This window comes from Arthrobacter sp. UYCo732 (assembly GCF_040547265.1).
Lineage (GTDB): Bacteria > Actinomycetota > Actinomycetes > Actinomycetales > Micrococcaceae > Arthrobacter.
The window spans coordinates 276529-298551 of record NZ_JBEPPJ010000003.1; the positions used below are offsets into that span (position 1 = coordinate 276529).

The 22023-nt window shown below is 64.2% G+C and carries 19 protein-coding genes, 1 tRNA gene and 8 pseudogenes; 19 read left to right on the forward strand and 9 right to left on the reverse strand.

What is annotated here, in order from left to right; translation table 11 throughout:
• Positions 1-49: 49 nt before the first annotated feature.
• From ABIB45_RS07445 to ABIB45_RS07465, 5 genes are all read left to right on the forward strand, one after another.
• On the forward strand, positions 50-904 hold the full coding sequence (locus tag ABIB45_RS07445) for a phage holin family protein (RefSeq protein ID WP_354215262.1): 855 nt from the start codon (positions 50-52) through the stop codon (positions 902-904).
• A 42-nt stretch (positions 905-946) separates the two neighbouring features.
• Positions 947-1630, forward strand: coding sequence for a CDP-alcohol phosphatidyltransferase family protein (locus ABIB45_RS07450; protein WP_354215263.1), 684 nt, complete (start codon positions 947-949; stop codon positions 1628-1630).
• The gene (locus ABIB45_RS07455; RefSeq protein ID WP_354215264.1) at positions 1630-2538 is read left to right on the forward strand and encodes a DMT family transporter; all 909 of its coding nucleotides are present in this window, start codon (positions 1630-1632) and stop codon (positions 2536-2538) included. The genes ABIB45_RS07450 and ABIB45_RS07455 overlap by 1 nt, the downstream gene beginning before the upstream one ends.
• Positions 2539-2665: 127 nt before the next feature.
• Entirely contained in the window at positions 2666-3862 is a 1197-nt protein-coding gene (locus ABIB45_RS07460; protein WP_354215265.1) for a glycosyltransferase, read from the forward strand.
• Between the two features lie 144 nt (positions 3863-4006).
• Positions 4007-4080 (forward strand) — tRNA-Ile (locus tag ABIB45_RS07465).
• Positions 4081-4172: 92 nt separating this feature from the next.
• Here ABIB45_RS07465 and ABIB45_RS07470 read toward each other — a convergent pair.
• The 7 genes and pseudogenes from ABIB45_RS07470 to ABIB45_RS07495 form a co-directional block, all read right to left on the reverse strand.
• Positions 4173-4451, reverse strand: coding sequence for a tyrosine-type recombinase/integrase (locus tag ABIB45_RS07470; RefSeq protein ID WP_354215266.1), 279 nt, complete (start codon positions 4449-4451; stop codon positions 4173-4175).
• Entirely contained in the window at positions 4355-4867 is a 513-nt protein-coding gene (locus tag ABIB45_RS07475) for a hypothetical protein (RefSeq protein WP_354215370.1), read from the reverse strand. Before ABIB45_RS07475 ends, ABIB45_RS07470 begins: the two co-directional genes overlap by 97 nt.
• Positions 4845-5132 (reverse strand): hypothetical protein, encoded by a 288-nt coding sequence (locus tag ABIB45_RS07480; RefSeq protein WP_354215267.1) that lies wholly within the window; start codon positions 5130-5132, stop codon positions 4845-4847. The genes ABIB45_RS07475 and ABIB45_RS07480 overlap by 23 nt, the downstream gene beginning before the upstream one ends.
• A gap of 111 nt (positions 5133-5243) precedes the next feature.
• Positions 5244-6501, reverse strand: a pseudogene (locus ABIB45_RS07485) (IS110 family RNA-guided transposase).
• A 437-nt stretch (positions 6502-6938) separates the two neighbouring features.
• Positions 6939-7073, reverse strand: a pseudogene (locus ABIB45_RS22555) (SCO1664 family protein); the annotation flags it as partial.
• A gap of 24 nt (positions 7074-7097) precedes the next feature.
• A complete protein-coding gene (locus ABIB45_RS07490) occupies positions 7098-7652 on the reverse strand; it encodes a DUF3090 domain-containing protein (RefSeq protein ID WP_354215268.1) in 555 nt (184 codons plus the stop codon).
• 24 nt (positions 7653-7676) lie between these two features.
• Positions 7677-8056: pseudogene (locus tag ABIB45_RS07495) on the reverse strand (histidine phosphatase family protein); the annotation flags it as partial.
• Between the two features lie 116 nt (positions 8057-8172).
• Between ABIB45_RS07495 and ABIB45_RS07500 the strand changes: the two are divergent.
• From ABIB45_RS07500 to ABIB45_RS07515, 4 genes and pseudogenes are all read left to right on the forward strand, one after another.
• Positions 8173-8921: pseudogene (locus ABIB45_RS07500) on the forward strand (ISL3 family transposase); the annotation flags it as partial.
• Between the two features lie 350 nt (positions 8922-9271).
• Positions 9272-9703: pseudogene (locus tag ABIB45_RS07505) on the forward strand (glycogen debranching N-terminal domain-containing protein); the annotation flags it as partial.
• 174 nt (positions 9704-9877) lie between these two features.
• Positions 9878-11317, forward strand: a complete 1440-nt coding sequence (locus ABIB45_RS07510) for an amylo-alpha-1,6-glucosidase (protein ID WP_354215361.1) — start codon at positions 9878-9880, stop codon at positions 11315-11317.
• A 144-nt stretch (positions 11318-11461) separates the two neighbouring features.
• Positions 11462-11989, forward strand: a pseudogene (locus ABIB45_RS07515) (recombinase family protein).
• Positions 11990-12121: 132 nt separating this feature from the next.
• On the opposite strand, the gene ABIB45_RS07520 reads toward ABIB45_RS07515, so the two are convergent.
• Entirely contained in the window at positions 12122-12373 is a 252-nt protein-coding gene (locus ABIB45_RS07520; protein ID WP_354215269.1) for a hypothetical protein, read from the reverse strand.
• 136 nt (positions 12374-12509) lie between these two features.
• On the opposite strand from ABIB45_RS07520, the gene ABIB45_RS07525 reads away from it, so the two are divergent.
• From ABIB45_RS07525 to ABIB45_RS07550, 6 genes and pseudogenes are all read left to right on the forward strand, one after another.
• Positions 12510-13325 carry an aldehyde dehydrogenase family protein gene (locus tag ABIB45_RS07525; RefSeq protein WP_354215270.1) on the forward strand — a complete coding sequence of 272 codons (816 nt, stop codon included), beginning with the start codon at positions 12510-12512 and terminating at the stop codon, positions 13323-13325.
• Between the two features lie 30 nt (positions 13326-13355).
• The gene (locus ABIB45_RS07530) at positions 13356-13649 is read left to right on the forward strand and encodes an MBL fold metallo-hydrolase (protein ID WP_354215271.1); all 294 of its coding nucleotides are present in this window, start codon (positions 13356-13358) and stop codon (positions 13647-13649) included.
• A gap of 227 nt (positions 13650-13876) precedes the next feature.
• Positions 13877-14308 (forward strand): annotated as a pseudogene (locus tag ABIB45_RS07535) (MFS transporter); the annotation flags it as partial.
• 241 nt (positions 14309-14549) lie between these two features.
• A complete protein-coding gene (locus ABIB45_RS07540) occupies positions 14550-14993 on the forward strand; it encodes a hypothetical protein (protein WP_354215371.1) in 444 nt (147 codons plus the stop codon).
• Positions 14994-15072: 79 nt separating this feature from the next.
• Positions 15073-16506, forward strand: coding sequence for an MFS transporter (locus ABIB45_RS07545; RefSeq protein ID WP_354215272.1), 1434 nt, complete (start codon positions 15073-15075; stop codon positions 16504-16506).
• 417 nt (positions 16507-16923) lie between these two features.
• Positions 16924-18114: an acyl-CoA dehydrogenase family protein gene (locus ABIB45_RS07550; protein ID WP_354215273.1), complete on the forward strand. Its 1191-nt coding sequence runs from the start codon at positions 16924-16926 to the stop codon at positions 18112-18114.
• Here the strand turns inward: ABIB45_RS07550 and ABIB45_RS07555 are convergent.
• Positions 18100-18669 carry a M23 family metallopeptidase gene (locus tag ABIB45_RS07555; protein ID WP_354215274.1) on the reverse strand — a complete coding sequence of 190 codons (570 nt, stop codon included), beginning with the start codon at positions 18667-18669 and terminating at the stop codon, positions 18100-18102. The two genes, ABIB45_RS07550 and ABIB45_RS07555, sit on opposite strands and share 15 nt — an antisense overlap.
• Positions 18670-18893: 224 nt before the next feature.
• On the opposite strand from ABIB45_RS07555, the pseudogene ABIB45_RS07560 reads away from it, so the two are divergent.
• The 4 genes and pseudogenes from ABIB45_RS07560 to ABIB45_RS07575 all read left to right on the forward strand — a co-directional run bounded on the left by ABIB45_RS07560 (position 18894) and on the right by ABIB45_RS07575 (position 21945).
• Positions 18894-19925: pseudogene (locus ABIB45_RS07560) on the forward strand (IS110 family RNA-guided transposase).
• Positions 19926-20234: 309 nt separating this feature from the next.
• Complete coding sequence (locus ABIB45_RS07565; RefSeq protein WP_354215275.1) at positions 20235-20528, forward strand: NAD(P)-binding protein; 294 nt, start codon at positions 20235-20237, stop codon at positions 20526-20528.
• A 17-nt stretch (positions 20529-20545) separates the two neighbouring features.
• Positions 20546-21421, forward strand: a complete 876-nt coding sequence (locus tag ABIB45_RS07570) for an FAD-dependent monooxygenase (RefSeq protein ID WP_354215276.1) — start codon at positions 20546-20548, stop codon at positions 21419-21421.
• Between the two features lie 221 nt (positions 21422-21642).
• Complete coding sequence (locus ABIB45_RS07575; protein WP_211882386.1) at positions 21643-21945, forward strand: DUF4193 domain-containing protein; 303 nt, start codon at positions 21643-21645, stop codon at positions 21943-21945.
• Positions 21946-22023 lie beyond the last annotated feature (78 nt).

A 22023-nucleotide genomic window follows, 5' to 3' on the forward strand; every position in this document is an offset into this window, starting at 1 on the left:
ACGACGGATCGACCAAACAGCAGACCAGCAACAATTAAGGCGGGAACCGATGAGCGGACGACACACCGGGCGGACCAGCCAGGGACTGCGTATCACCGCACTCCCCAGGACGCTGAAACTTCTCTTTCGCCTTGCACCCCGCCAACTCAACGACGAAATCGCCTTTGCCAAGGTAGAGCTGAAGCGCAAGGGCATTCAGGTGGGGGTGGCGGCCGCGTTTTTCGCCGTCGCGCTCCTTTTCCTGGCTTTCCTGGTAGTTGGCCTCATTGTGGCCGCCATCATGGGCCTCGCCACCATCATGCCGGCCTGGCTCGCGGCCTTGCTTGTCTGCGCCGCGTTCCTGGTCATTGGGCTCATCGGTGCGCTGATCGGTCTCCGCAAATTCAAGAAGGCTATGCCCCTGTTGCCGGAGGAGACCATCCGGGGGATCAAGTACGATCTGGGGATTGCCAAGGAAGGCTCGGACTTCAACGCTGCAATCCTTGATCCGAACAGCCCGGAGGCCAAAGCCGCCAAGGCCGCCAAGGACGAAGCCGCTGCCAAGGCCAAGGCAGAGAAGGAAGCCAAGGAAGAGGCTCACAGGGTGGAGTTCCCGCACGCGTCCGAGCCCGAGCTTCACCGCAGGCTGGAGCAGCGGCGGCGGCACATCGCCGAAGTCCGAGACGAGCTGGACGCCGAGCTCGACGTTAAGCCCCAGGTCAGTTTCCTGCTGGGTGCGGCCAAGGAAAAGCTGGGGGAGGGCAAAGCCGTTGTTGAGCATGGCAAGGCCACGGCCGGACAAAAATTCGCCGCGTTCTCGGATTCCATTGAGAATGCCGGCGTCCGGTGGAAGCCCTTTGCCGCCCTAGCGGCTTCAGCCACCATCTTCGTGGTGCTGCTGCGCAGGCTGCTCCGGAACCCATAACTGACCGACACATTTACGCTGTGCTGTGAGGAGGGGAGCGGAGTGAAGTTCATCGGCGCTGGCGCGCGTTCCGGCCGCCCCCAGATTGACCACGACCACGTCTTCACCATCCCCAACGTCCTGACTGTGCTGCGCTTTATGGGCGTGCCGTTGTTCATCTGGCTGGTCTTGGCGCAGAAAGAGTACGGCATCGCCGTCGTGGTCCTTGCGGTTATGGCGGGCACCGACTGGATTGACGGGTACGTGGCACGCCGCTTCGATCAGGCGTCCAAACTCGGCCGGGTCATGGATCCGATGGCTGACCGGCTCGCGCTCATCGCGGTGGCTGTCACCCTGGTGATCGCCGGTGTCGTGCATTGGCTCTACCTGGCCGCGCTGCTGGTGCCGGACGCCGTGCTCCTGGTCCTGACCCTGTTCTACTTCCGCGGCCATCCTGACCTGGTTGTGAGCCGGGTGGGCAAGGTCCGCACCGGCTTGCTGCTGCTCGGCACCCCCCTGCTGGTCCTGTCGCGGCTGGATACTCTCGTCAGCGGCGCCCTGTTCGTTGCCGCATGGATGGTGCTGGGACTCGGACTCGCCGGCCATTGGATCGCTGCCTACAACTATTTCTGGGCCATTCTGCGAAAAGGCAAAATGCAGTCACATCAGGCCGGCAAACAGCAGGACGGCAACCAGCACAACGGCAACGAGCACAACGGCGACCAGTACGACGGCGGCACCGCCTGATGGTGTGGGTGGCGGTTCTGCTGGCGGTGCTTGGGGCATTCTGCCTTGCCTTGGGTGCGCAAAAGCAGGGGAGCGCCGTCAAGGCCGACACGGGTGGGCTCGCCCTGAGTTCACACGGCTTCCTCCGTCTGCTTCGCAACCCGCGGTGGATGCTGGGCCTCCTCTTGTTGTGTGTCGGGATGGGCATGAATGCGGTGGCGCTGGTGTCAGCGCCCCTAACGGTGGTGCAGCCGATCGGGGCAATCGCGCTGGTCATTACCACCGTGGTGAACGCACGCGACCAGGACATCACCATCAACCGGGCCACCATGGTGTCCATCGCGGCCTGCGTGACCGGTTCCGCGCTGTTTGTCCTCCTTGCCGTGAACGTGACGCAGGAGAACCACAACGTTGGCCAGGACGAGGAACTCACCATTGTGTTGCTCCTTGCCCTGGCGGTGGGGGTCTTCGGCACCCTGACGGTGATGTTCCGGCACCGGATGAGCGCCTTCGTCTACATCCTCGGTGCCGGCGTCCTGTTCGGCTTTGTGGCGGTGCTGACCCGCATCATCGGCAAGCACCTGCTGGATCCGAACGGACTGGTCCTGCTCAACGTCCAGTGGTACTCGGTGGTGGCCATTGCGGCCGCCGGCGGACTCGGTTCCTGGTTCGTCCAGAGTGCATACTCTGGCGGCCCGCCTGACCTGGTCATTGCCGGGCTGACGGTCATTGATCCGATCGTCGGAATCGCCATCGGCATCGTGATCCTGGGAGAGTTGCGTCCTGACGTCCACGCCGTCATGGCGATTGGCATGGCTACGGCAGCTTCCCTTGCTATCGTGGGGGTGATCGCCCTTTCCAGGCACCACCCCGAGGTCACCAAGCGCAAGAAAGATGCGCGGAAGGCGGCGGGCAGGGCGTCCCACTAGCCTGTCCCACTGACCAGCCGATTCTTGACCTAGCCGATTATCACTAAGAGGCCCCGCGCCACCGTGCCGGCGGCCACCCGGTGCATCCAGCGTCAGCTGCGCATCGTGACCTTCAGGAGCTCTCCACGTGACACCGCCCTCTGACCAGCGCCCTCTGACCATCCTGATCGCCGCGGATACCTATCCGCCCCACATCAACGGGGCCGCCCAGTTCAGCTACCGGCTGGCGAAGGGCATGACCGGCCGCGGCCACAACGTGAACGTGCTGGCCTGTCGGGCGGATAACGGCGCGAGCTTCACCGAGTTCCGTTCCGAGGCAACTGTTCACCGGCTCCGCTCGCATGGCGTGTTCACCCACGAGTACTTCCGCATCTGCTTTCCCTGGGAGATCAAGAAAGAGATCAGCCTCCTGTTCGACCGGGTCAAGCCTGACGTGGTGCACATCCAGAGCCACTATATGATCGGCGAGCACGTCTTGTATGAGGCGGTGAAGCGGGGCATCAGGATTGTGGCCACCAACCACTTCATGCCGGAGAACCTGAACCCCTTCCTGCCCTTCCCGCAGTGGTTCAAGGACATCATCGGCAAGATCTCCTGGAAGGACATGGGCAAGGTCATGGGCCAGGCCGACGTCGTCACCACGCCCACGCCCCTGGCCGCCAAGGCCATGCATCAGCATGCTTTCCTGCGCAAGGTGCTGCCCCTTTCCAACGGGATCGATGCTGCGGCCTATGAGTTGCAGCCCGGTGAGGTCATCGAAGGGCATGCCAGTCCTACGGTGGTGTTTGCGGGCCGGCTGGCGGAGGAGAAGCACGTGGACGTGCTCATCAACGCTGTTGCCAAGACCCCTGCGGAACTGAACGTCCACCTGGAGGTAGTGGGCGGCGGTGAAGTCCGCCAGTCCCTGGAGGCGCAGGCGAAACGGCTTGGGCTCGAGGACAGGGTGCGGTTCCTTGGCCTGGCCAGTGATGAACAGCTCCGGGAGACCTACATCAAGGCGGACCTGTTCTGTATGCCTGGTACTGCCGAACTGCAGTCCCTGGTGACACTGGAAGCAATGTCGGCCTCGACGCCTGTCCTGCTGGCAGACGCCATGGCGCTGCCGCACCTGGTGCGCGACGGCGAGAACGGCTACCTGTTCACTCCTAACGACAGCGACGACCTCGCGGCGAAGATTACCCGCATCCTTCAGCTGCCTGCCGCCGAGCTGGCAGCGATGGGCCAGGCCAGCAGGCGGATGGTGGAACCGCACAGCATCGAGGGCACCCTGCAAACCTTTGAGGACCTCTACCGGGGGGCAAGCTTCGAAGACAAAGTGGTCTGATCGCAGGAAGCTGTCGGCCTGGCAGCCGCCGCCGCCGCGACCTGACCAGCAGCAACGGTGGTCTGAGGAAGCGTCCCGGTTTGCTAGAGTGTTTTTGCCCTGCTGAATCCGAAGTCCTCCATGGATCTCGTAAGCAGAGGGCATGGGGCTATAGCTCAGCTGGTTAGAGCGCGGGACTCATAATCCTAAGGTCCTCGGTTCAAGTCCGAGTAGCCCTACCTGAAAAGAGCCCTTGAACTGCGGAAACGTGGATCAGGGGCTCTTTAATTTTGATGTTCTCAGGTAGTAGTCCACCGCTTGCCCACCGGAATCATTCCCGGCGCTGGCCGAACGGCTCCAGCACAGTCGTGTTGTCCGGCGCCTCGTGGGTCTTTTGGACGTAGTGCTTCCGCGTGACGTTTTCGCTGGAGTGCCCGAGCTGGGCGGACGCGACGGCCATGCCGGAGGAGGCTTCCAGCAGGGTTCCGACGGTCTTTCGGAAGGTGTGCGGGGTCACCCACTGGAAGCCGAGCTCGTCGCGGGCAGAGCGCCACTGCCTGCGGAAATTGTTGGGGTCCCGGAGCGACCCGACGGCAGATGGGAACACCACGTCCCACGGTTGGCCTCCAGCTGCCCAATTTGCCGCCTCAGCAGCATTTCCCCGGCGAAGGCGGGTAGGAAGTACCTTTGACGGGAATGGGCGCTCTTAGGGTGATCCTGGATGGTCAGGCCCTGACCCGGCATGTAGACGATGGTCCCCTTCACGGTGACTGCCGGCTTGGCTGACTTCAGATCGATGTCCTTCCAGCGGATCGCGAGGGCTTCACCAATCCGCGCGCCGGTGGCGAGCATGATGTCGACGACGTCGAGCATGTCCACCGTGGGGTAGCGGCCGGCCTGCTTCTTGTTGGCCTCCCATTGGCGGAGGCCGGCGCGCAGTGCGCCGACCGCGGCGACTGTCAGGGCCCGAACCTCCTTGTGGTTGGTTGGAATCGTGGCAACGTCACGCAGAGGGTTTCCCGTCAAGGGCGCCGTGCCTGGCTGCCAGGCCCGGCATGCCCGACAGGACGGTCTTGCAGAGGTTCGCCGTGGCGTTGCCGTGCTTGGTTCGCATGGTTTTGAGGAACCTGTCCAGGGTGGAGACGGTGGCTTCCCGGATCCGGATCCGGATTCCGCCGATGCCCGGGCTGACGAAGTTGTCCATGATGTCCCGGTACCGGCGCCGGGTGTTCAGCGCCCGGTCAGTGTCCTCAAACTCGGCCCACCAGATGACCGCGAGCTTTGCAGACACCTCGATCCGGAATTGAGTAACATCACCCCCGAAACCACGGGAAGGTTTGCGCACTCAGCTTCTGAAAGTGACCGATCAGTTTCGCCAGGGGCTGCTCCGACGTGTCTACTACTAAGGAAACGAAGGTGACCTATCCTGCAGAAATGGGCGTGAGGGTGGGCTCAAACCGAGCGAGACCATTCGGCGTTGGAGCCGCTTTTTGGCGCGTTCGGGTTCGTTTTGTCGAAATGGTCAACGCCGAGTTCGTCATAGGCGACTCCGTCGTGGAGCATGTTCCAGACGATGACGAGCAGCGTGTGTTGGAGAGCGACTACGGCGCGCAGGGCGCCGGCATGGGATTGAATGCGACGGTATTTCACGGCGAGATAGGTCGTTTTTGATCGGGAAACGGCCAGTGCCGCGATTCCCAATGCGGCTTTGAGGTAATGGTCGCCGGGCCGGGTTTGGGTGGATTTTATTCGTCCAGCGGACTCGTTCCGGCTGGGACACACTCCCGCCCATGATGCGAGATGGCCCGCCGTGTCAAAGACGTTCATGTCGACGCCGGCTTCGGCGATGATGACGTTAGCGACATTCTTCGATATCCCGGGGACGGTCATCAGCAGCTCCCGGGCTAAGGAAAAAGGTTCCATCGCAGTCGATGCGGGCGTCGAGGGCCGTGAGGGTCGCCTCGATTTGGTCGATGCGGTCCAGATGCAAAGGCACCATGAATGCGTGGTGGTCGGTGAAACGGCCCGTGAGGGCTTCGACTAGCGCCGCGGATTTTGCGGCCCATCGAGGCGTGTGCCAGCGAAGCCAAGGTCTGCGGGTTACGTTCTCCGGATATGAGAGAGCATCGAGGATGCGGCGGGCTGATTGGGTGCTCAGCGTGCTGAAGACCGAGGACAACTTGATGTTGGAGTCCCTCCAGCCCTTTTTCCAGTCGTCCCTACTCGCGGGTGCGCTCATGAGTCAGGTTCGACCGCGTGCGGGTTAGATCCCGCAACTGCCGGATCGGCTCCGGCGGCACGAAACTGGCCCGCAGCAGGTTGTGAGCCGCGAGCTCCGCAAGCCATGTCGCGTCTGAGACATCCGACTTCGGCCCCGGGATATTCCGCGCAGCTTTAGCATTGACAAGTTGCACATTCAGCGACTCCGCCAGCAGGAAATAGAACGGTTTCCAGTAGTCGCCGGTGGCCTCCATCACCACCACTGTCACCGCGGCTGCCTCAAGATCACGCCGTAGGCGCACGATCTCATTCGTCGTCGCCCCATATGTGGTCACAGTCCTCCTGAAAGTTCCTACCCGCATTCCCGGTACCCGGATGCAGACCTTCGCATCACGTTTGGAGATATCCATTCCTGCGGCACGCTCGTGCACGATGTCCATCATCTACTCCTCGCATCTGGTCCAACGACACCACCGGCTGGTGGTGCCAGGTGCCGCGGGAAGGGCGGGGAAATTAATCAGGAATCTACTAAACGGGCTCATCAAACCCGATGCTTTTGGGCTTGCGGCACCAATCCACGGTTCCCGTGGAAGCCCTCCACGCCACGCTCATAAACAGGCTCTAAGCACTAAGACACATCGGCGTCGACCGCGGCACCGCCATCATCCGCCGCTACCCAACCCGGCCGCAAGAGCGTTTTCGCAGAACCACAACGCCGCGAAGCGGCTCCACCGCTCATAACTAACGGTGCATACACCGACTCAACCATGAGGTTTCGAAGCATAGTTACGAGAATCGCTGGCCGCTCACGAACTCGCACAATCACGCCAAATTTGGAGCCGTGCGGTCGTGGTGTTCGCCCGGACGGTGAGCCAGGGGTGCCGTGGGGATAATCCCACAGCGGACTTTCGCCTGCTATCGGCTTATAGACGACCACCTCCTCGCCGATGCTGCCAAGGAATGTAGCGTTTGAAGCCGTCGTGATGCGGCCGGTGAGCGTCAGCTCGGCCATCACTAACTAGGTCCGGTGCTGGCATCAGACCTCGGGAAGGGTGCAGATGTGCCCGTCGGCGTCTATGGGGTAACCGCAGAGCAAGCACATCGGACGCCCGGCGCCCACGACCTCACGGGTGCGTTTGGCGAATGCGCGGGCGGTGCCGACCGGCATTCGTACCAGCAGCATCTCGGTCTCGTTAGCGGCGTCCTCATCAAGGGATTCGTCGTTCTCATCAGCATCGACATCGGTGATGGGGTAGGCCTCTATTACGACCTGCGCCGTCGGTGGGTCCCAACCTAAGCTCATGGCGCCGGTCCGAAACTGCTCCTGAACGGCCTCGAGCTTGTCATCGTCGACAAGTTCCATGGGAGTACTCGTGGGAACGCTGAAGGGGTTGCCCTCGACGGTGATGACCTGGTCGAGAATTTCGTCGATCTTCTCGGCGAGCAGAGCCGACTGCTGCTTCTCCAGGGCAATACTCACGATCTGCGTGCCTGCGCGCACCTGCAGGTAGAACGTGCGCGCCCCCGGAAGGCCGATGGTGCCAACGACGACCCGATCAGGCCAGGCAAACTCATGAACACGTTTAGGCATGTCAGTATTTTAGGCACATGAGGTTCATGGCGCCTTTTGCCCTGCACCGCCGCCCACCGGCGCATCGCCAGAGTGGATGCCGTTCGACAGCCACGACAGATCACCCGCGTCGGTGTTGGTCGCATGGACGCTCGGCCGACTAGCGCCGTAGCGCACGATCGATACGGAGGCGGGGCCCACGTTAATACGCTGGAACAGGTCAAGGTGCATGCCGAGCGCGTCGGCGAGGATTGACTTGATGATGTCACCGTGACTCACCGCCACCCACACGGCCCCTGGCCTGTACTCGGCTTCGAAGGCCGATCGTGGCGTCGAATCGCTGCCACCGACCGAGCCTGCATCGCGGCCATGGATTCACCGCCGGGAAAGATGACGGCGGACGGTTGCGACTGCACAACCGACCACTTCGACCCGGGAGCAGGGTGTCGCAGACTTCAATGGAGCCGCCGCGTCCATTGCTGTCCCTGAGGACCGCGATGCGGTAGGCCGGGGGCGCGGGAGGAGATCCGCTTTGAGTCGTAGCAAACTCCACGACCAGTTCGCCAGCCTGAGGCGGATCGGCATCGACGAGATCTCCTACAAGCGCGGCCACAAGTATCTGGCCGTCGTCGTCGACCACGACAGCGGCTGGCTGGTCTGGGCGGCGCCGGGCCAGGACAAGGCCACCCTGGGCAAGTTCTTCGACGCCCTCGGGGTGGAACGCTGCTCCCGGATCACGCATGTCTCCGCCGACGGGGCCGCGTGGAACGACGCCCGTAAAGCGGCCCGGGCCAGCGAGGCCAGGCGCGGCCGCTGCCGGCCCGCGAAAGACGCGGCGCCCCCCCGGACAGTGCCCGCGCAGCCGGTGTGAAGAACTCCCGTTATGCGCTCTGGACGAACCCGGAGAACCTGACCGAGAAGCAGCAGCTCGCCTGGATCGTGCAGACCGACCCCACCCTCGGCCGGGCCTACTACCTCAAGGAAGGACTCCGGGTCATTTTCAAACTGCCCCACGACGAAGCCGCTGAAGCCCTCGATAAGTGGGTTGCCCGGGCGCGCGGGTGCCGGATCCCCGCGTTCGCGAAGCTCCAACGCAGCATCGTCAACCACCGTGCCGCGATCCTCGCCGCAATAGAGCATGGGCTCTCCAAACGGCGTGTCGAATCGATCAACACGAAGATCAGACTGATCACCCGCATCGCCTTCGGCTTCAAATCACCCGAAGCACTCATCGCCGTCGCGATTTTCAGCCTCGGTGGTCACAAACCGGTGCTCCCAGATCGGAATTGACCTACGGAAGAGTCAGCTCTACACGGCCTCCCGTACCTGCGTACAAGTGAGGCTTCGCTATTGGTCGCTCGCCTGAGCTCCGGAACATCACCGGGGAGGAGCCACCATTCGGGCGTTGGAATTGATGGGGGCTTGTTTCCGCTGGGGCAAGGGACGATAGTTCTGATATGCGGGCCAGCCGGTCGCCCAGCCTTGGTCCGCATCCAGGTCTTTTTTGGTCGATTGCCTGATGCTAGGAGGATCGCGAAATGTCGGGTTGGAACGCCGACAACGCAGCCGGTCCGGCGGGCGCGGGAGCCGTCACAGTTCTTGATGGCTCCTCATTTTGTTTGACTGCGTCCGACGGTGACATGCACTCGGGGAGTCCCCATGGCGCGTTTTTTCACGACACCCGGTACATATCCGAGTGGAACGTTAGCGTTGATGACGTTCCACTCGAGGCGCTTGCCGCGACGGCTGTGGAACCCTTCCGGGCCGTGTTTATAGGCAGGTTAAGCGGCCATTCCGGCAGCGCTGATACGCCGTTGCTGATAGAGCGGGAAAGGATCATTGGTGCCGGTCTTACGGAAACCATCACGATCGAGAATCACTTGGCGGTGCCTAACACTTTACGGCTCGCCCTGAGCGTGAATGCCGATTTCGCCGATCTTTTTGAGGTTAAGGATGGCAGGCCTGCCAGCCCGGGGCAGCAGCAGATCCGGATAGAGGGCGATAGTCTCCTCCTTGAGTGTGAAGGGGAGGGCCGGCGTCATGGGCTTGTTGTCCGCGCACCAGGCGCCGCTGTAGAGGGCCACCGACTCGTGTGTACGGTCACCATTCCTGCCCATGGGAAGTGGGCTCAGACGTTCACTGCCACGCCCTATCTGAACGGGCAGGCGGTGATTTCAACGGCGGCGTATGGCACTGATGAAGTTTCCTCCGAGGCCCGGCATCGTCTCTTTTCGTGGCGGATGTCCATGCCCATCCCTAACTTGGGTGATGCCTCCGTCCGAAATACGATTTTGCGCAGCCAGGAGGATCTCGGCTCACTCCGGATCTTTGATCCGGACCACCCCGACCGCGTCGTAGCTGCGGCAGGCGCTCCATGGTTCATGGCCCTTTTCGGGCGTGACAGCCTGCTCTCGTCCCTTATGTCCCTCCTGCTGGATCCCTCCTTGGCACTAGGCACCCTCCAGACGCTGGCGGACCACCAAGGCAAGGAAGTTAACCCCGACACGGAAGAAGAGCCCGGCCGGATCCTCCATGAAGTGCGTCTGGGTACCAGCACGGAGTCCGTTCTGGGCGGCCGCAGTATCTACTACGGAACCGCGGATGCCACCCCGTTGTTCGTCGGCATCCTTAGCGAGCTGGGACGTTGGGGGCTGGAACCGGAGGCAGTCCACGCCCTGCTGCCGGCCGCAGACCGCGCGCTGGCATGGATCGAGAACTACGGCGACCGTGACGGCGACGGATTCGTCGAATACCAGCGGCAAACTGAACACGGGCTGATAAACCAGGGCTGGAAGGATTCGTGGGACGGCATCAATTTCGCCGACGGCTCACTCGCTCAGGGGCCCATAGCGCTGTGCGAAGTGCAGGCCTACACGTACGGGGCCTATGTCGGGCGTGCCCTGATGGCGCTGGACGACGGCGACACCGAAGCAGCCGATCTCTGGGCGGGCAGGGCGGTCCGGCTGAAAGAGGCGTTCAATGAACGGTTCTGGCTGCCGGACCGGGGATATTTTGCCGTCGCCCTGGATGGGGACAAGAAGCCAGTAGACGCCCTGGCCTCAAATATGGGTCATTGTCTCTGGATGGGCATCGTGGACACCGACAAAGCAGCCCAAGTAGCGGCGCACCTGATGTCCACGGAAATGTTCACCGGCTGGGGTATCCGCACTCTGGCCAGCACGATGGGGGCCTACAACCCTCTCAGTTATCACAATGGTTCCGTCTGGCCGCACGACAGCGCCCTGATAGCGCATGGGCTGATGAGATACGGATTCATCGACGAGGCCCAGAGAATCGCCTACGGACTGTTCGAAGCAGCCGAGCACTTCGGCGGCCGGCTCCCGGAGCTGTTCTGCGGACTGGACCGTGAAAGGTTCCCAAATCCGGTACCCTACCCTGCAGCGTGCTCACCCCAGGCGTGGGCGGCGGCGGCTCCGATCCATCTGATCCGCATGCTGATGCGGTTCGACCCTGCCCTTCCCTGGAACGAGCTCTGGCTCGCACCGGAACTTCCAAAAGGCTTCGGGCAGTTCCGAATCGACAACGTGCCGTTTGCCGGAAACAGGCTCACCATCAACATCACCCAGGACTCCGTTACCGTGGATGGCCTGCCGGAATCCATAAAGCTCCGGCTCGAAGCGCGTCCCGCCCTTCGGGAACTCCTGAATCTGACCCGGACGAAATGAGTGCTGCTCTACTGGGTATGGAGAAGCACGACATTATGCAATTCTCGGGTCCGATGGCTTCTTCCTCGATCGCTTCGTAGTTGTGTCGCGTGGTGTCTACCTTCGAATAAATGCATGGAATCGGAAACGGGGCGGCGGGCGCATATGGTCAGCAGCCTGGGCCAGAACGTTCAACGCCAGCTCGAGGGCGTCCAGCTGGAGGGGGTCTTTACCGACAAGGCCTCTGGCAAAGACACCCAGCGCCCCCAGCTTGATGAGCTGCTGCGCTTCATCCGCGACGGCGACACCCCTCGTGGTGCACAGTATGGACCGGCTCGCCCGGAATCTGGACGATCTCCGGTCCAGGCACTCACGAAGATACGCGTGCGGGTCAAATTCGTTAAGGAGCAGCTGGTCTTCACCGGGGAGGAATCACCCTTGGCGAATCTGATGCTGTCGGTGATGGGTGCTTTTGCCGAATTCGAGCGGGCCCTGATCGGTGAACGCCGGCGCGAAGGCATCACACTGGCAAAGGCGCGCGGTGTCTACCGCGGCCGCAAGAAAGCACTCTCGGCCGAGAAGGCCAGTGAGCTGCGGGAGCGGGCTGCGGCGGGGGAGCAGAAGACGGGCCTGGGCCGGAAATTCGGCATCAGCCGCGAAACCCTCTACCAGTACCTGAAGGTCAGGAGCTAGGTTGCCGGGCTTCGCCTCTGCAGGGTGCCATGCCGGTGTTGGGAACAGGCACAGTGATGGATGAACCGATGTGCTCACGGGGAACGCCCTTGTGCTCCGGGGCCAGGATGTCGGGGCCTTGTGTGCTGAGGGTCAGGCTGTGGGGGAGTGCCGGCAGCGCGCGGCGTGAAGGGTGATGCCCACGCTCACCGCGACGCTGAGGGCGAGTGCCAGTAGGCCGGAGTATGCGGCGAGGGAGTAACTCCCAGGATCAGCTATCGTATCCGCAACAGGTTCCATGTAGTAACAAATCGTCTGCCATGCGGTGACTCCGAGTACCGCGATGAGTGCGGCGACGGTCCACGCGGCTGCCACCAACAGGATCGCCTTCGTACGTCCTTTCATTCGTCCCGTTTCGTTGCGAGTCTAGCGTCAGCGAATTTCGCCCGGCGGAACAAATACGAGCGGAGCCCGTACCCGGACGCCCCGGCAAATCTGACAGGGGTGCAGGGTGCCTGGAAGCTGAAATCGGGTTGGGGCAATGCCTGACGTTGCCCTGGCCACCAGCCCGGGCCTTCGGAAGATCTCCTTCACCGGCTCCACCGACGTGGGGATTTCCATCGCGCAGCAGGCTGCCGCCACGGTCAAGCGCGTCACCATGGAGCTCGGCGGCAACGATCCTGCCATCGTGCTGGACGACGCGGACCTCGCGGTCACGGCCCGCGGGATCGTGGGCAGCGCGTTCCGCAACGCCGGCCAGGTATGCATGGCGGTCAAGCGCGTCTACGTCCCGCGCAGCCGCAGCAGGGAACTGGCCGAGGCCATCGCCGCCGAGGCGTCTCGCCACGTGCTGGGTCACGGCATCGCGGAGGGAACCACCATGGGCCCCATGCACAACGAATCGCAGCTCAAGCTGGTCCACGGCCTGGTCGACTCCGCCGTCGGCAGCGGCGCCCGCATCATCACCGGCGGCCGTCCCGGCTGCGACCTGCACGGCTACTTCCTCGCCCCCACGGTAGTGATCGACGCAGAGCCGGGCATGGACCTGGTGGAGCAGGAACAGTTCGGTGCGGCACTGCCGATCGTTGCCCATGACGATCTCGATGCCACCATCGCCGGGCTCAACGCCGGGGAATTCGGCCTCGGTGCTTCCGTGTGGAGCCCGGACCAGGAGCGCGCGTATTCCATCGCTTCCCGGCTCGAAGCCGGAACCCTATGGATCAACCAGCACACGCTTGTGGAGCCCGATGCCCCGTTCGGTGGCTGGAAATCCTCCGGCGTCGGCCGCGAACGCGGCCGCTGGGGGCTGGAGGAATACCTGGAAACGCGCGTCCGTAATGCCCGCCGCCATTCCTGATCCCGCACCCATACTGCAGAAGTATTCACCTTGAGCGTCGAACTGATCACCCTGGGCACCGCCGCCGGACCGGCCATCCGCGGACCGGAAAACGGCATCTCCAGCGCCCTCGTGGTGGGCGACGCCTTCTACATGGTGGACTTCGGGCTCGGCTGCTCCCGCGCCGCCCATGAAGCAGGGCTCCGGGGCAAGGACTTCAAGGCCGGCTTTGTCACCCACCTGCACTCGGACCATGTAGGGGAAACTGCCCGGCTTCCTGCTGTGGAACTGGGGCAACCCGGTGGACGGCTTCACCGGACCGGTGTCCGTCGTGGGGCCGGTTAAGGACCACACCCGCGAGGGAGGCGCGGGTCTCTCCGGCACCAGCGAACTCGTCTCTCACGCGCTGAAGGCGTTCTCCTACGACATTGACATCAGCGTCCACGACGAAGCCCGGCCCGATCTGGCCTCCCTGCTGCTCACCGTCGACCTCGACACGCCCGCCCACGGCTCGCTGGCGAAAGCTGCCGGCCGCACTGGCCGACATCCAAGCCGATCTGGGCACTACGCTGGTGCAGGCCGGGCTGCTGCTGGGCATCATCCAGGTAGCCAGCATCGTGGGCGGGTTGGCAACTGCCGTGGGCGGGGAGATGGCGGGCCTCCGCCGACCCCTGGTCTCGGGCCTGCTCCTCCTGAGCGCCGCCTCCGCGCTCGGAGCGGCCGCCCCCAGCACGGAACTGCTGATGGCCGCACGGACGCTGGAGGGCGTCGGGTTCCTGCTGGCCGTCGTCGTCGCCCCTGCCCTGATCCGCAAGGTGGCACCGCCGCGACGGCTGAACGTGGCGCTAGCAAGCTGGGCCACGTTCCAGGGCATCGCCGCGCTGATTGGCCTGACCGTGGGAGCGGTGTTCCTCCAGGCCTCCGGCTGGCGGCAGTGGTGGCTGGTAATGGCCGTAGTCACGCTGCTCCCGGTGCCGCTGCTGCTGCGCCGCGTGCCCAGGGATGTGCCACCGGCCCTCGCCGGGCTGCACCCGCGCTCCGCCGGGTGGGCCGCACTGTGGCCACCCGCCGGCCGTGGATCACCGGGGTGGTCTTCGCCTGCTATACGGCCCAGTGGATGGCCGTTCTCGGCTTCCTGCCGTCCATCTACCGGTCAGCCGGGCTGGAAGGCGCGTGGCCCGGCATCCTCAGTGCCGTCGTGGGCGGCGTCAACGCTCTCGGCGCCGTCAGCGCATCCAGCGCGGCGTGCCCGAGCGGAGAATTGTCTTCTGGACCTTCCTGGCGATGTCCGCCGCCTCCGTGGCCACGATCGCCGTCCCCTGGGCGAGCTTCGGGAATGGCTTCCTCATCCAGTTCGGCCTCATTGCTGCGTTTTCCGCCGTCGGAGGCCTGATCCCTGCCGCAATGACCAGCTACTCAGTGCGCATCGCCCCTGCCGACGGATCCGTCACGGCTGTGCTGGGGCTGACGCAGCAGATCTTCAACGTAGGAAATTTCCTGGGCCCCATGCTCTTCGCCCTGCTGGCCACCCGCACCGGTGGCTGGGGCACCACCTGGTGGCTAACCTGTGGACTGAGCGTCCTTGGGATGGGCCTGCTCGCTTTCCTGGGAGAGACCGGCTCCGGGACGATCGCCGGTGTGCCGCGCCCCGGAAAGTGTCTTTCCACCCAACGGAAAGCTAAAATGTAAGGCCCGTCACAGGAGCCTAGAGTCAAGGAAATGCCGCTGCAATCCAGCAAAGGCTCCCTCTTCAACGATTGGGCATACTGTGTCTGCAACTCCTCTTCCCGACGTGGCTCCGGGCTCCGAAAACTCCCGCGATCCCCGGACCTGGTCCCAGGCCAAACGCAACCGCTACGGCTTGATCATCACGGTCTGCCTGCTCTTCCTGATGATGCTCAGCTGGGCGGACAAGGCGGTTCTGGGCATAGCCGCCGTGCCCCTGATGAAGCAGCTGGGCATCACGCCCGAGCAGTTCGGCCTGGTGGGCAGTGCCATGTTCCTGACCTTCGGCGTGGCGCAGATCGTGGCTGCCCCCATCGCCAACAAGGTCTCCAGCAAGTGGATCCTGCTGGTGCTGTGCCTGCTGTGGTCCCTGGCTCAGGCCCCCATCCTGCTGTTCGCGTCGCTGCCCGCCCTCTGGGCCAGCCGCCTGCTGCTGGGCGCCGGCGAGGGCCCGCTGGCACCGGTGCTGATGCACGGCATCTACAAGTGGTTCCCGGAGAAGAAGGGCGCCACACCGGCCGCTCTGGCGTCCGCCGGTGTCACGCTGGGAATCGTGGCCTTCGCCCCGGTCCTGGCCTGGGTGATCGGGCAGTTCGGCTGGCAGACAGCGTTCGCCGTGCTGGCCATCCTGGGCCTCATCTGGTCCCTGTTCTGGATCATCGTGGGCAAGGAAGGCCCGTACACCAGCCGGAAGGCCGAGCAGGAGATTGACGGCATCGCCCCGGAGGAAGCTCCCGTGGTGGTGGAGGCCAAAGTCCGCGACTGGCGCACCATCCTCTCCACCAGCTGGATCTTCGCGGTACTGGCGTCCTTCTTCGGCTACTGGACCTTCACCCTGGCCATGTCCTGGGGCCCGGCCTACTTCCAGAACGTGCTGGGCTTCACCGGGCAGCAGGCCGGCACCATGATCGCGCTGCCGGCCGCCTGGGGTGCCATCGCCACAGTGGGCCTCAGCGCACTGACACAGCGCCTGCACCTCAGGGGCGTCCCCACCCGGAAGGCCCGCGGCTGGGTGCTCAGCATCGCCGCAACCTTCGCCGGCGCCTGCCTGGTGGCGGCCACGCTGACCACCTCCCCCTTCCTGTCCATCACCCTCATGGTCTTCGGCTTCGGCACCGCACCGGCGCTGTTCGCCATCACCTACCTGATCGTCGCAGAACTGACCACCATCGCCCAGCGCGGCGCCAACCTCTCCATCGCCAACGCCGTCCTCACCACCGGCGGTGTTTTCGCCCCGGCAGTCTCCGGCTTCCTGATCGGCGGCGCGGCCACCCCGGCGGAAGGCTACAAGGCAGCCTTCGCCCTGGCCGGCGGCCTTATGCTGACCTTCGGAATCCTGGCCCTGATATTCGTCAACCAGCAGCGCGACCGCCGCAGGCTTGGTCTGGACACACCCGCTGCCCCCGCCACGCCGGCTGTCTCAGCCTCGGCAGCAGGCAACGGATCCACTCCATTGGAGGCAGGCACCAGGGCCTGAACCCGAGCCTGTCGTCGGACACTGTTTAGACAAGGTGGACGACGCCGGCGGCTACTACCACGCTGCTCAGCAACAAGGCAGGTGTCGCAAGCTTCGGCTTTGGAACTGGGTTCGCTTCCATGGATTACTTACTCGACCAGTTTAGAGTTGCCAACCGACATTGATAAGGCTGTCTTCCCAAGTCACATGGTCGTCGAGCGACCCCCAAGCAAAAAGATTGCAACATCCTTGCACCCGACGTTACCGAAGTTCGTCGCACCGTTCATCTGCCGCGACGCCGCCGGTCCAACTGCCTTCCACGGCCGGCGTTGCATCGGGGAAGGCAGTTGCGGTAAGTTACTCACCAGTAACTTCACTTGCTTCGGGGATGGTCATCCTTGGAGCCCTGCGGCCAGCACTGATCCCGAGCGAGGAACCATGTCCAGGAAATCCATTGACATCAACGACCTTCCGTATGCCGACGGTGACTTTTTCGCCTTCGAGCAACTACTCGCGGGCAAGGAGCGGGACCGCCTGGCCGAGATCCGGGGCTTCCTGTCCCGCGAGGTCCGGCCGATTGCCGTGGACTGCTGGAACCGCGGCGAATTCCCCATGGACCTCATCCCCAAGCTGGCCGAAATCGATCTGGTCAGTCCCGTAAGGCGGCAGGGCTACTCGAACCTGTTTGCCGGCCTGGTCCACGCCGAGGCCACGCGTGCCGACGCTTCCATTGCCACTTTCCTCGGCGTCCACGACGGACTCTTCACCGGCTCCATCGAGGCTCTGGCCTCGCAGGAACAGCAGGAAGCCTGGCTCACGGACATTTATTCGCTGAAGAAGATCGGCGCGTTCGGACTCACTGAACCCCTGGGCGGCTCGGACGTGGCAGGCGGTACCCGCACCACGGCGGAGCGCGACGGCGACACCTGGATTCTCAATGGCGCCAAACGGTGGATCGGCAACGCCACCTTCTCTGATTGGGTGGTGATCTACGCCCGCGACCTTGCCGACAACCAAGTCAAGGGCTTCCTCGTTGATACGGCACTGCCCGGCTACAGTGCCACCAAGATTGAAAACAAGATCTCCCTACGGACCGTCCAGAACGCGGACATCGTTCTGGACAACGTAGTGGTTCCCGACTTTTACAAACTCGCGGGCGCCAACAGCTTCCGCGACACCAACAAGGTCCTCAAAGTGACCCGGCTGTCCGTCGCCTGGCAGGCGGTCGGCCAGCAGCTCGCTGCTTTCGATGTGGCCCGCCGCTACGCCGTGGAAAGGCACCAATTCGGCCGTCAGCTGGCATCGTTCCAGCTGGTCCAGAGCCAGCTGGTGCAGATCCTTGGCAACGCAGTCAGCTCCATGGGCATGATGGTCAGGCTTTCGCAGCTGGAGGACGCGGGCGAGGCCAAGGACGAACAGTCTGCGCTGGCCAAGGCATTCACCACCGCGCGCATGCGTGAAAGCGTGGCCATCGGTCGTAGCCTCCTGGGCGGCAACGGGATCGTCACGGACTTCGAAATGGCTAAGATTTTCGCTGATGCTGAAGCCATCTATTCGTACGAAGGAACCCACGAGATCAATACGCTGGTGACCGGGCGCGCCATCACGGGGGTCTCAGCCATCGTCTAAGGCCACTGGCTCCGCCCGGCTGTCGGGGTCCGCCCTGCCCGCTGGCTCGGCGCTCGTGACTGGGTCCGCCTTTCTGACCGGCAGCAGGATGGACGGGAGGAGGTCCGTCACGAATTCCAGCGGATTGACGTAGTCATCTGCCCGCCTGACGCCCCAGTGGACGCAGGCCAGGGCGCCGCAATGACCTGCCTGCAAGGTACCGATGATTTCGCCCTGCGCCACAACGGTTCCGGCCGTTAGTCGGCTCTCAACGGGCTCAAAGCTACTCCGAAGTCCGCCCCCGTGATCGATGGTGATCACTGGGCGGTCCACCACCACGCCTACGAAGCTCACGGTGCCGGACGCTGGCGACGTGACCGGGACGCCGTCGTGGGTTGCCTTAAGGTCCACGCCGCGATGACCGCTCATCCACGGCTTGTCCGGCGGGTCGAAGGCCCGCATAACTGCGGGCCTGGGCGCAAGGGGCCAGTCCCAGGCGGGGCGGGGAGCCGTTGCCTGCGGAGCCGCAGCGGCCGGCAGCAGAAGGACGGCGGCAAGCACAAAAGTTGCTTTCATCTGCCCAGCATTCCCTCTTGGATCGGCCACCGGGAGTGCCCGGTGCTGCCATGTGGAAAACGCCCGCCGGAGGCCCGGATGCTGTCCTTGTGGTGTTGACGGGTGGTTCCGTGGCTGTCGTAGGGTCGTGGCTGCCCGGGGGAGGCGGTTATGGCTTTGGTTGCTGTGGCCCGGCGATTCACGTCGTGACGGCTTCGAAGGATTGGCCGCCCGCACTCTTCGCGATGACCCGACCGCTGATTGAGAGACGCGACATGATCGCGATGCTCGTCGCGCACGGCCAGAACATCCTCTACATCCCGGGCCGGATCGTCCACCACGCCTCCAAGCTCTACCGCGGAGAGGGCAAAACGGATGCGAAGGACGCCGCTGTGATTGCTGACCAGGCACGGATGCGCCGGGATCTGCAGCCCCTGCGGGCGGGGGATGAGATCAGTACCGGGGTGAGGATCCTCACCTCCCGCCGGGCGGACAAGTCCGCGGACCGGGTCCGGGCGATCAACCGGCTGCAGGCCCAGCTGCTCGAGTACTTCCCGGCCCTGGAGCGTGCTTTTGACTACAGCCGCTCCAAAGCCGCCCTCCTGCTGCTGACCTAACACCGGACCCCGGACGGAATCCGCCGCACCGGCCAAGCCAGGCTCCAGGCGTGGTTGAAGAAACACGGCGCCCGCTCCTCCGCCGTTGTCGCTGCCGCTGCGGTCGAGGCCGCGAAGTCCCAGCACACCACCGTTCCGGCCCAGCACCTCGGGGAACTTATCGTCGCGGCCCTGGCCCAGGAGATCGTCACCCTGAACAAAGAACTGGCCGAGCTGGACGCCCTGATCAGCGCGAAGGTCACCGAACACCGGCACACCCGGACCTTGCTCAGCATGCCCGGCTTCGGCCCCGTCCTGGCCGCGGAGTTCCTTGGCGCTACCGGCGGGGACCTGACGGTCTTTGAAACCGCGGACCGGTTCGCCGGCGTCGCCGGACTTGCCCCCGCACCCAGGGATTCCGGCCGCATCAGCGGCAACCACCACCGCCCCAGACGCTACGACCGCAGGCTCCTGCGCGTCTTCTACCTCTCTGGCCTCTCGGCGCTTAAATCCTGCCCGGCATCACGGACCTACTACGACCGCAAACGAGGCGAAGGCAAAACCCACATCCAGGCCATGCTTTCACTGGCCCGGCGCCGCCTCAACGTCCTCTGGGCCATGCTCCGCGACGGCACCACCTACACCCGGTTCTCCGCACCGGCGCCACCATTGGTCGTCTGACCGAGTCCGTCCCGCCCCGAAATCCGCGCCGCAGACTCAAGCGGCACCGTTTTTCTCCACGATTTCCGAGGTATGGCCCCCTCGAGGCGGTATTGCCGGCCTGGGTTGCTATCCCGTCCGACAAACCCGGGGTCGGACCCGTGGCGAAGCGTTATCTATGTGACCGATAGATGACACCCCTGCGGAATCCTGCGCGCTGGACATCCCGCGAGGAATGAGTCAAGAATGAGCCGGCGGGTGTCGGCGAAACTCCCTGTGCTCCCGGCCGGGCTCGTTCAGCCCGGCGGATCTGACCCTTGGAGGCGGGACATGAAGGCTGTGGTTGTCGGGGCGGGCATTGCGGGCCTCGTGGCGGCCCGCCAGCTCGGTTTGGCCGGCTGGGACGTCGAGGTCCTCGAGAAATCGGCCGCTCCGCGCCCCGATGGCTACATGATGGACTTCTTTGGTCCGGGCGTGGAGGCGGCGGAGCGGATCGGCCTCTACCCGCGGCTCGCCGCGGTGGCCTACCACGTCGAGGCCGCCGAATATGTCGATGCAACAGGACACCCCACCTCCAGCCTCGATTACGACCAGTTCGCCGGCTTGCCGGCGGGAAGGTCCTGAGCCTGCTGCGCCCCGACATGGAACGCGCCGCCCTCGCTGCGCTCGACGACGTGGCCTCCGGCCGGGTGCGAATCCGTTACGGGGCGCCGGTTTCCCAGGTATGGAGCGGTGAGGACGGCGTGGAGGTCGCCGTCGGTGACCCGCCGGACGTGACGCTCGGCGCGGACGTCCTCGTCGGCGCCGATGGCATCCATTCCGGTGTACGAGCCCAGGTCTTCGGCCCCGAAGAGGAATACCTGCGCCCCCTGGGCATGCGGGCCGCCGCGTTCATTGTGACCGAGCCGGTCCTGAATGCCCGCTTCCGGAACCGGTTCGTCCTCACCGACAGCATCGACCGGATGGCCGGGCTCTATAGCCTCCGCTCAGACGAGGTGGCGGCATTCATGGTCTACCGGGATGCCACAGACGCGCCAGGGCACCAGCGCTCCGGGAGTCCACGGGAGCGGCTGCGCCGCGAGTTCGCCGGCCTCGGCCACGCCGTCGACCGGCTGCTGGAGCTGTGCCCCGAGCATCCGTACGACGACGTCGTCGCACAGGTTGTCATGCCGGGCTGGCAGAGGGGGCGGACCGTTCTCGTGGGGGACGCCTGCGGGGCCGTGTCGCTGCTCGCGGGTCAGGGCGGCTCACTCGCCATCGCCGGTGCCGCGTTGCTGGGGGACTTCCTGGGACCCGTGGCTTCACCTGACGGGATCAGCGCAGCCCTCGCCGAATTCGAGCGACGCTGGCAACCGGTAGTCGAGGAGGCGCAGGCCGCCGGGAGGCGCACCGCGTCATCGTTCCTCCCCTCCAATCGGACCCAGCGCCTCCTGCGCCGCTGGATCATACGGGCCACCCATCTGCCAGGAATCGACCGGCTCGTGGCCCGCCAGATCGTGGGCAGAATCGCCAAATAGGCCGCGCGACCGGCATCGGTCGTCCAGAAGAGCGGCGGGAATCGGCCGAGAGCTGCCCTAGTTTCGACGCGGAGCTGGAATGCTCCGCGTCGCGGTGGTGGCCAGCATCGTGCCTCAGCACAACCCGCCCTGCCGTTACTGCTCCGGAACCAAGTTGGGGAACAAGCGCCACTGCGGATTCGTTGCACTCGGGACGACAACCAGGGAACGAGGAACGGATCATGACCGCTGATTACGATGAACTGCGCGCCGACGTTAAGGAAACGCAGGATAAGTCCCTTGAGGCACTAAAGTCCGCCAACGCCCCTGACGCGCTCAGCGTGGTACGGGAACTCGACGCACCCGATGATGCTGACGCTCTCGGCGTTCCGGGCGGCGAAATCGTAGCTGAGGAACTCACCGTTCAGGTCGTCCCCCAAGCCGCGGACGAGTTTACGTGCCACTCCTGCTTCCTGGTCCGGCACCGCTCCCAAATGGCCCGTGAACACGACGGTCACCAATATTGCCAGGAATGCGAAGGCTAACCGCCCCGTTTGGCGTTCGAGCACCAAACCTGACACCACGCCGGAGCCCGCCGATGGTGAAGGCGCTGACCATTGCCG

What these genes read in the sequence shown, in the direction of transcription:
- ABIB45_RS07455 (WP_354215264.1), top strand. Translation starts at nt 1,630, where the DNA reads ATGGTGTGGGTGGCGGTTCTGCTGGCGGTGCTTGGGGCATTCTGCCTT.
- ABIB45_RS07550 (WP_354215273.1), top strand. Translation starts at nt 16,924, where the DNA reads ATGTCCAGGAAATCCATTGACATCAACGACCTTCCGTATGCCGACGGT.
- ABIB45_RS07570 (WP_354215276.1), top strand. Translation starts at nt 20,546, where the DNA reads ATGGAACGCGCCGCCCTCGCTGCGCTCGACGACGTGGCCTCCGGCCGG.
- ABIB45_RS07520 (WP_354215269.1), bottom strand. Translation starts at nt 12,373, where the DNA reads ATGAAAGGACGTACGAAGGCGATCCTGTTGGTGGCAGCCGCGTGGACC.
- ABIB45_RS07555 (WP_354215274.1), bottom strand. Translation starts at nt 18,669, where the DNA reads ATGAAAGCAACTTTTGTGCTTGCCGCCGTCCTTCTGCTGCCGGCCGCT.
- ABIB45_RS07510 (WP_354215361.1), top strand. Translation starts at nt 9,878, where the DNA reads ATGCCCATCCCTAACTTGGGTGATGCCTCCGTCCGAAATACGATTTTG.
- ABIB45_RS07525 (WP_354215270.1), top strand. Translation starts at nt 12,510, where the DNA reads ATGCCTGACGTTGCCCTGGCCACCAGCCCGGGCCTTCGGAAGATCTCC.
- ABIB45_RS07565 (WP_354215275.1), top strand. Translation starts at nt 20,235, where the DNA reads ATGAAGGCTGTGGTTGTCGGGGCGGGCATTGCGGGCCTCGTGGCGGCC.
- ABIB45_RS07445 (WP_354215262.1), top strand. Translation starts at nt 50, where the DNA reads ATGAGCGGACGACACACCGGGCGGACCAGCCAGGGACTGCGTATCACC.
- ABIB45_RS07575 (WP_211882386.1), top strand. Translation starts at nt 21,643, where the DNA reads ATGACCGCTGATTACGATGAACTGCGCGCCGACGTTAAGGAAACGCAG.
- ABIB45_RS07490 (WP_354215268.1), bottom strand. Translation starts at nt 7,652, where the DNA reads ATGCCTAAACGTGTTCATGAGTTTGCCTGGCCTGATCGGGTCGTCGTT.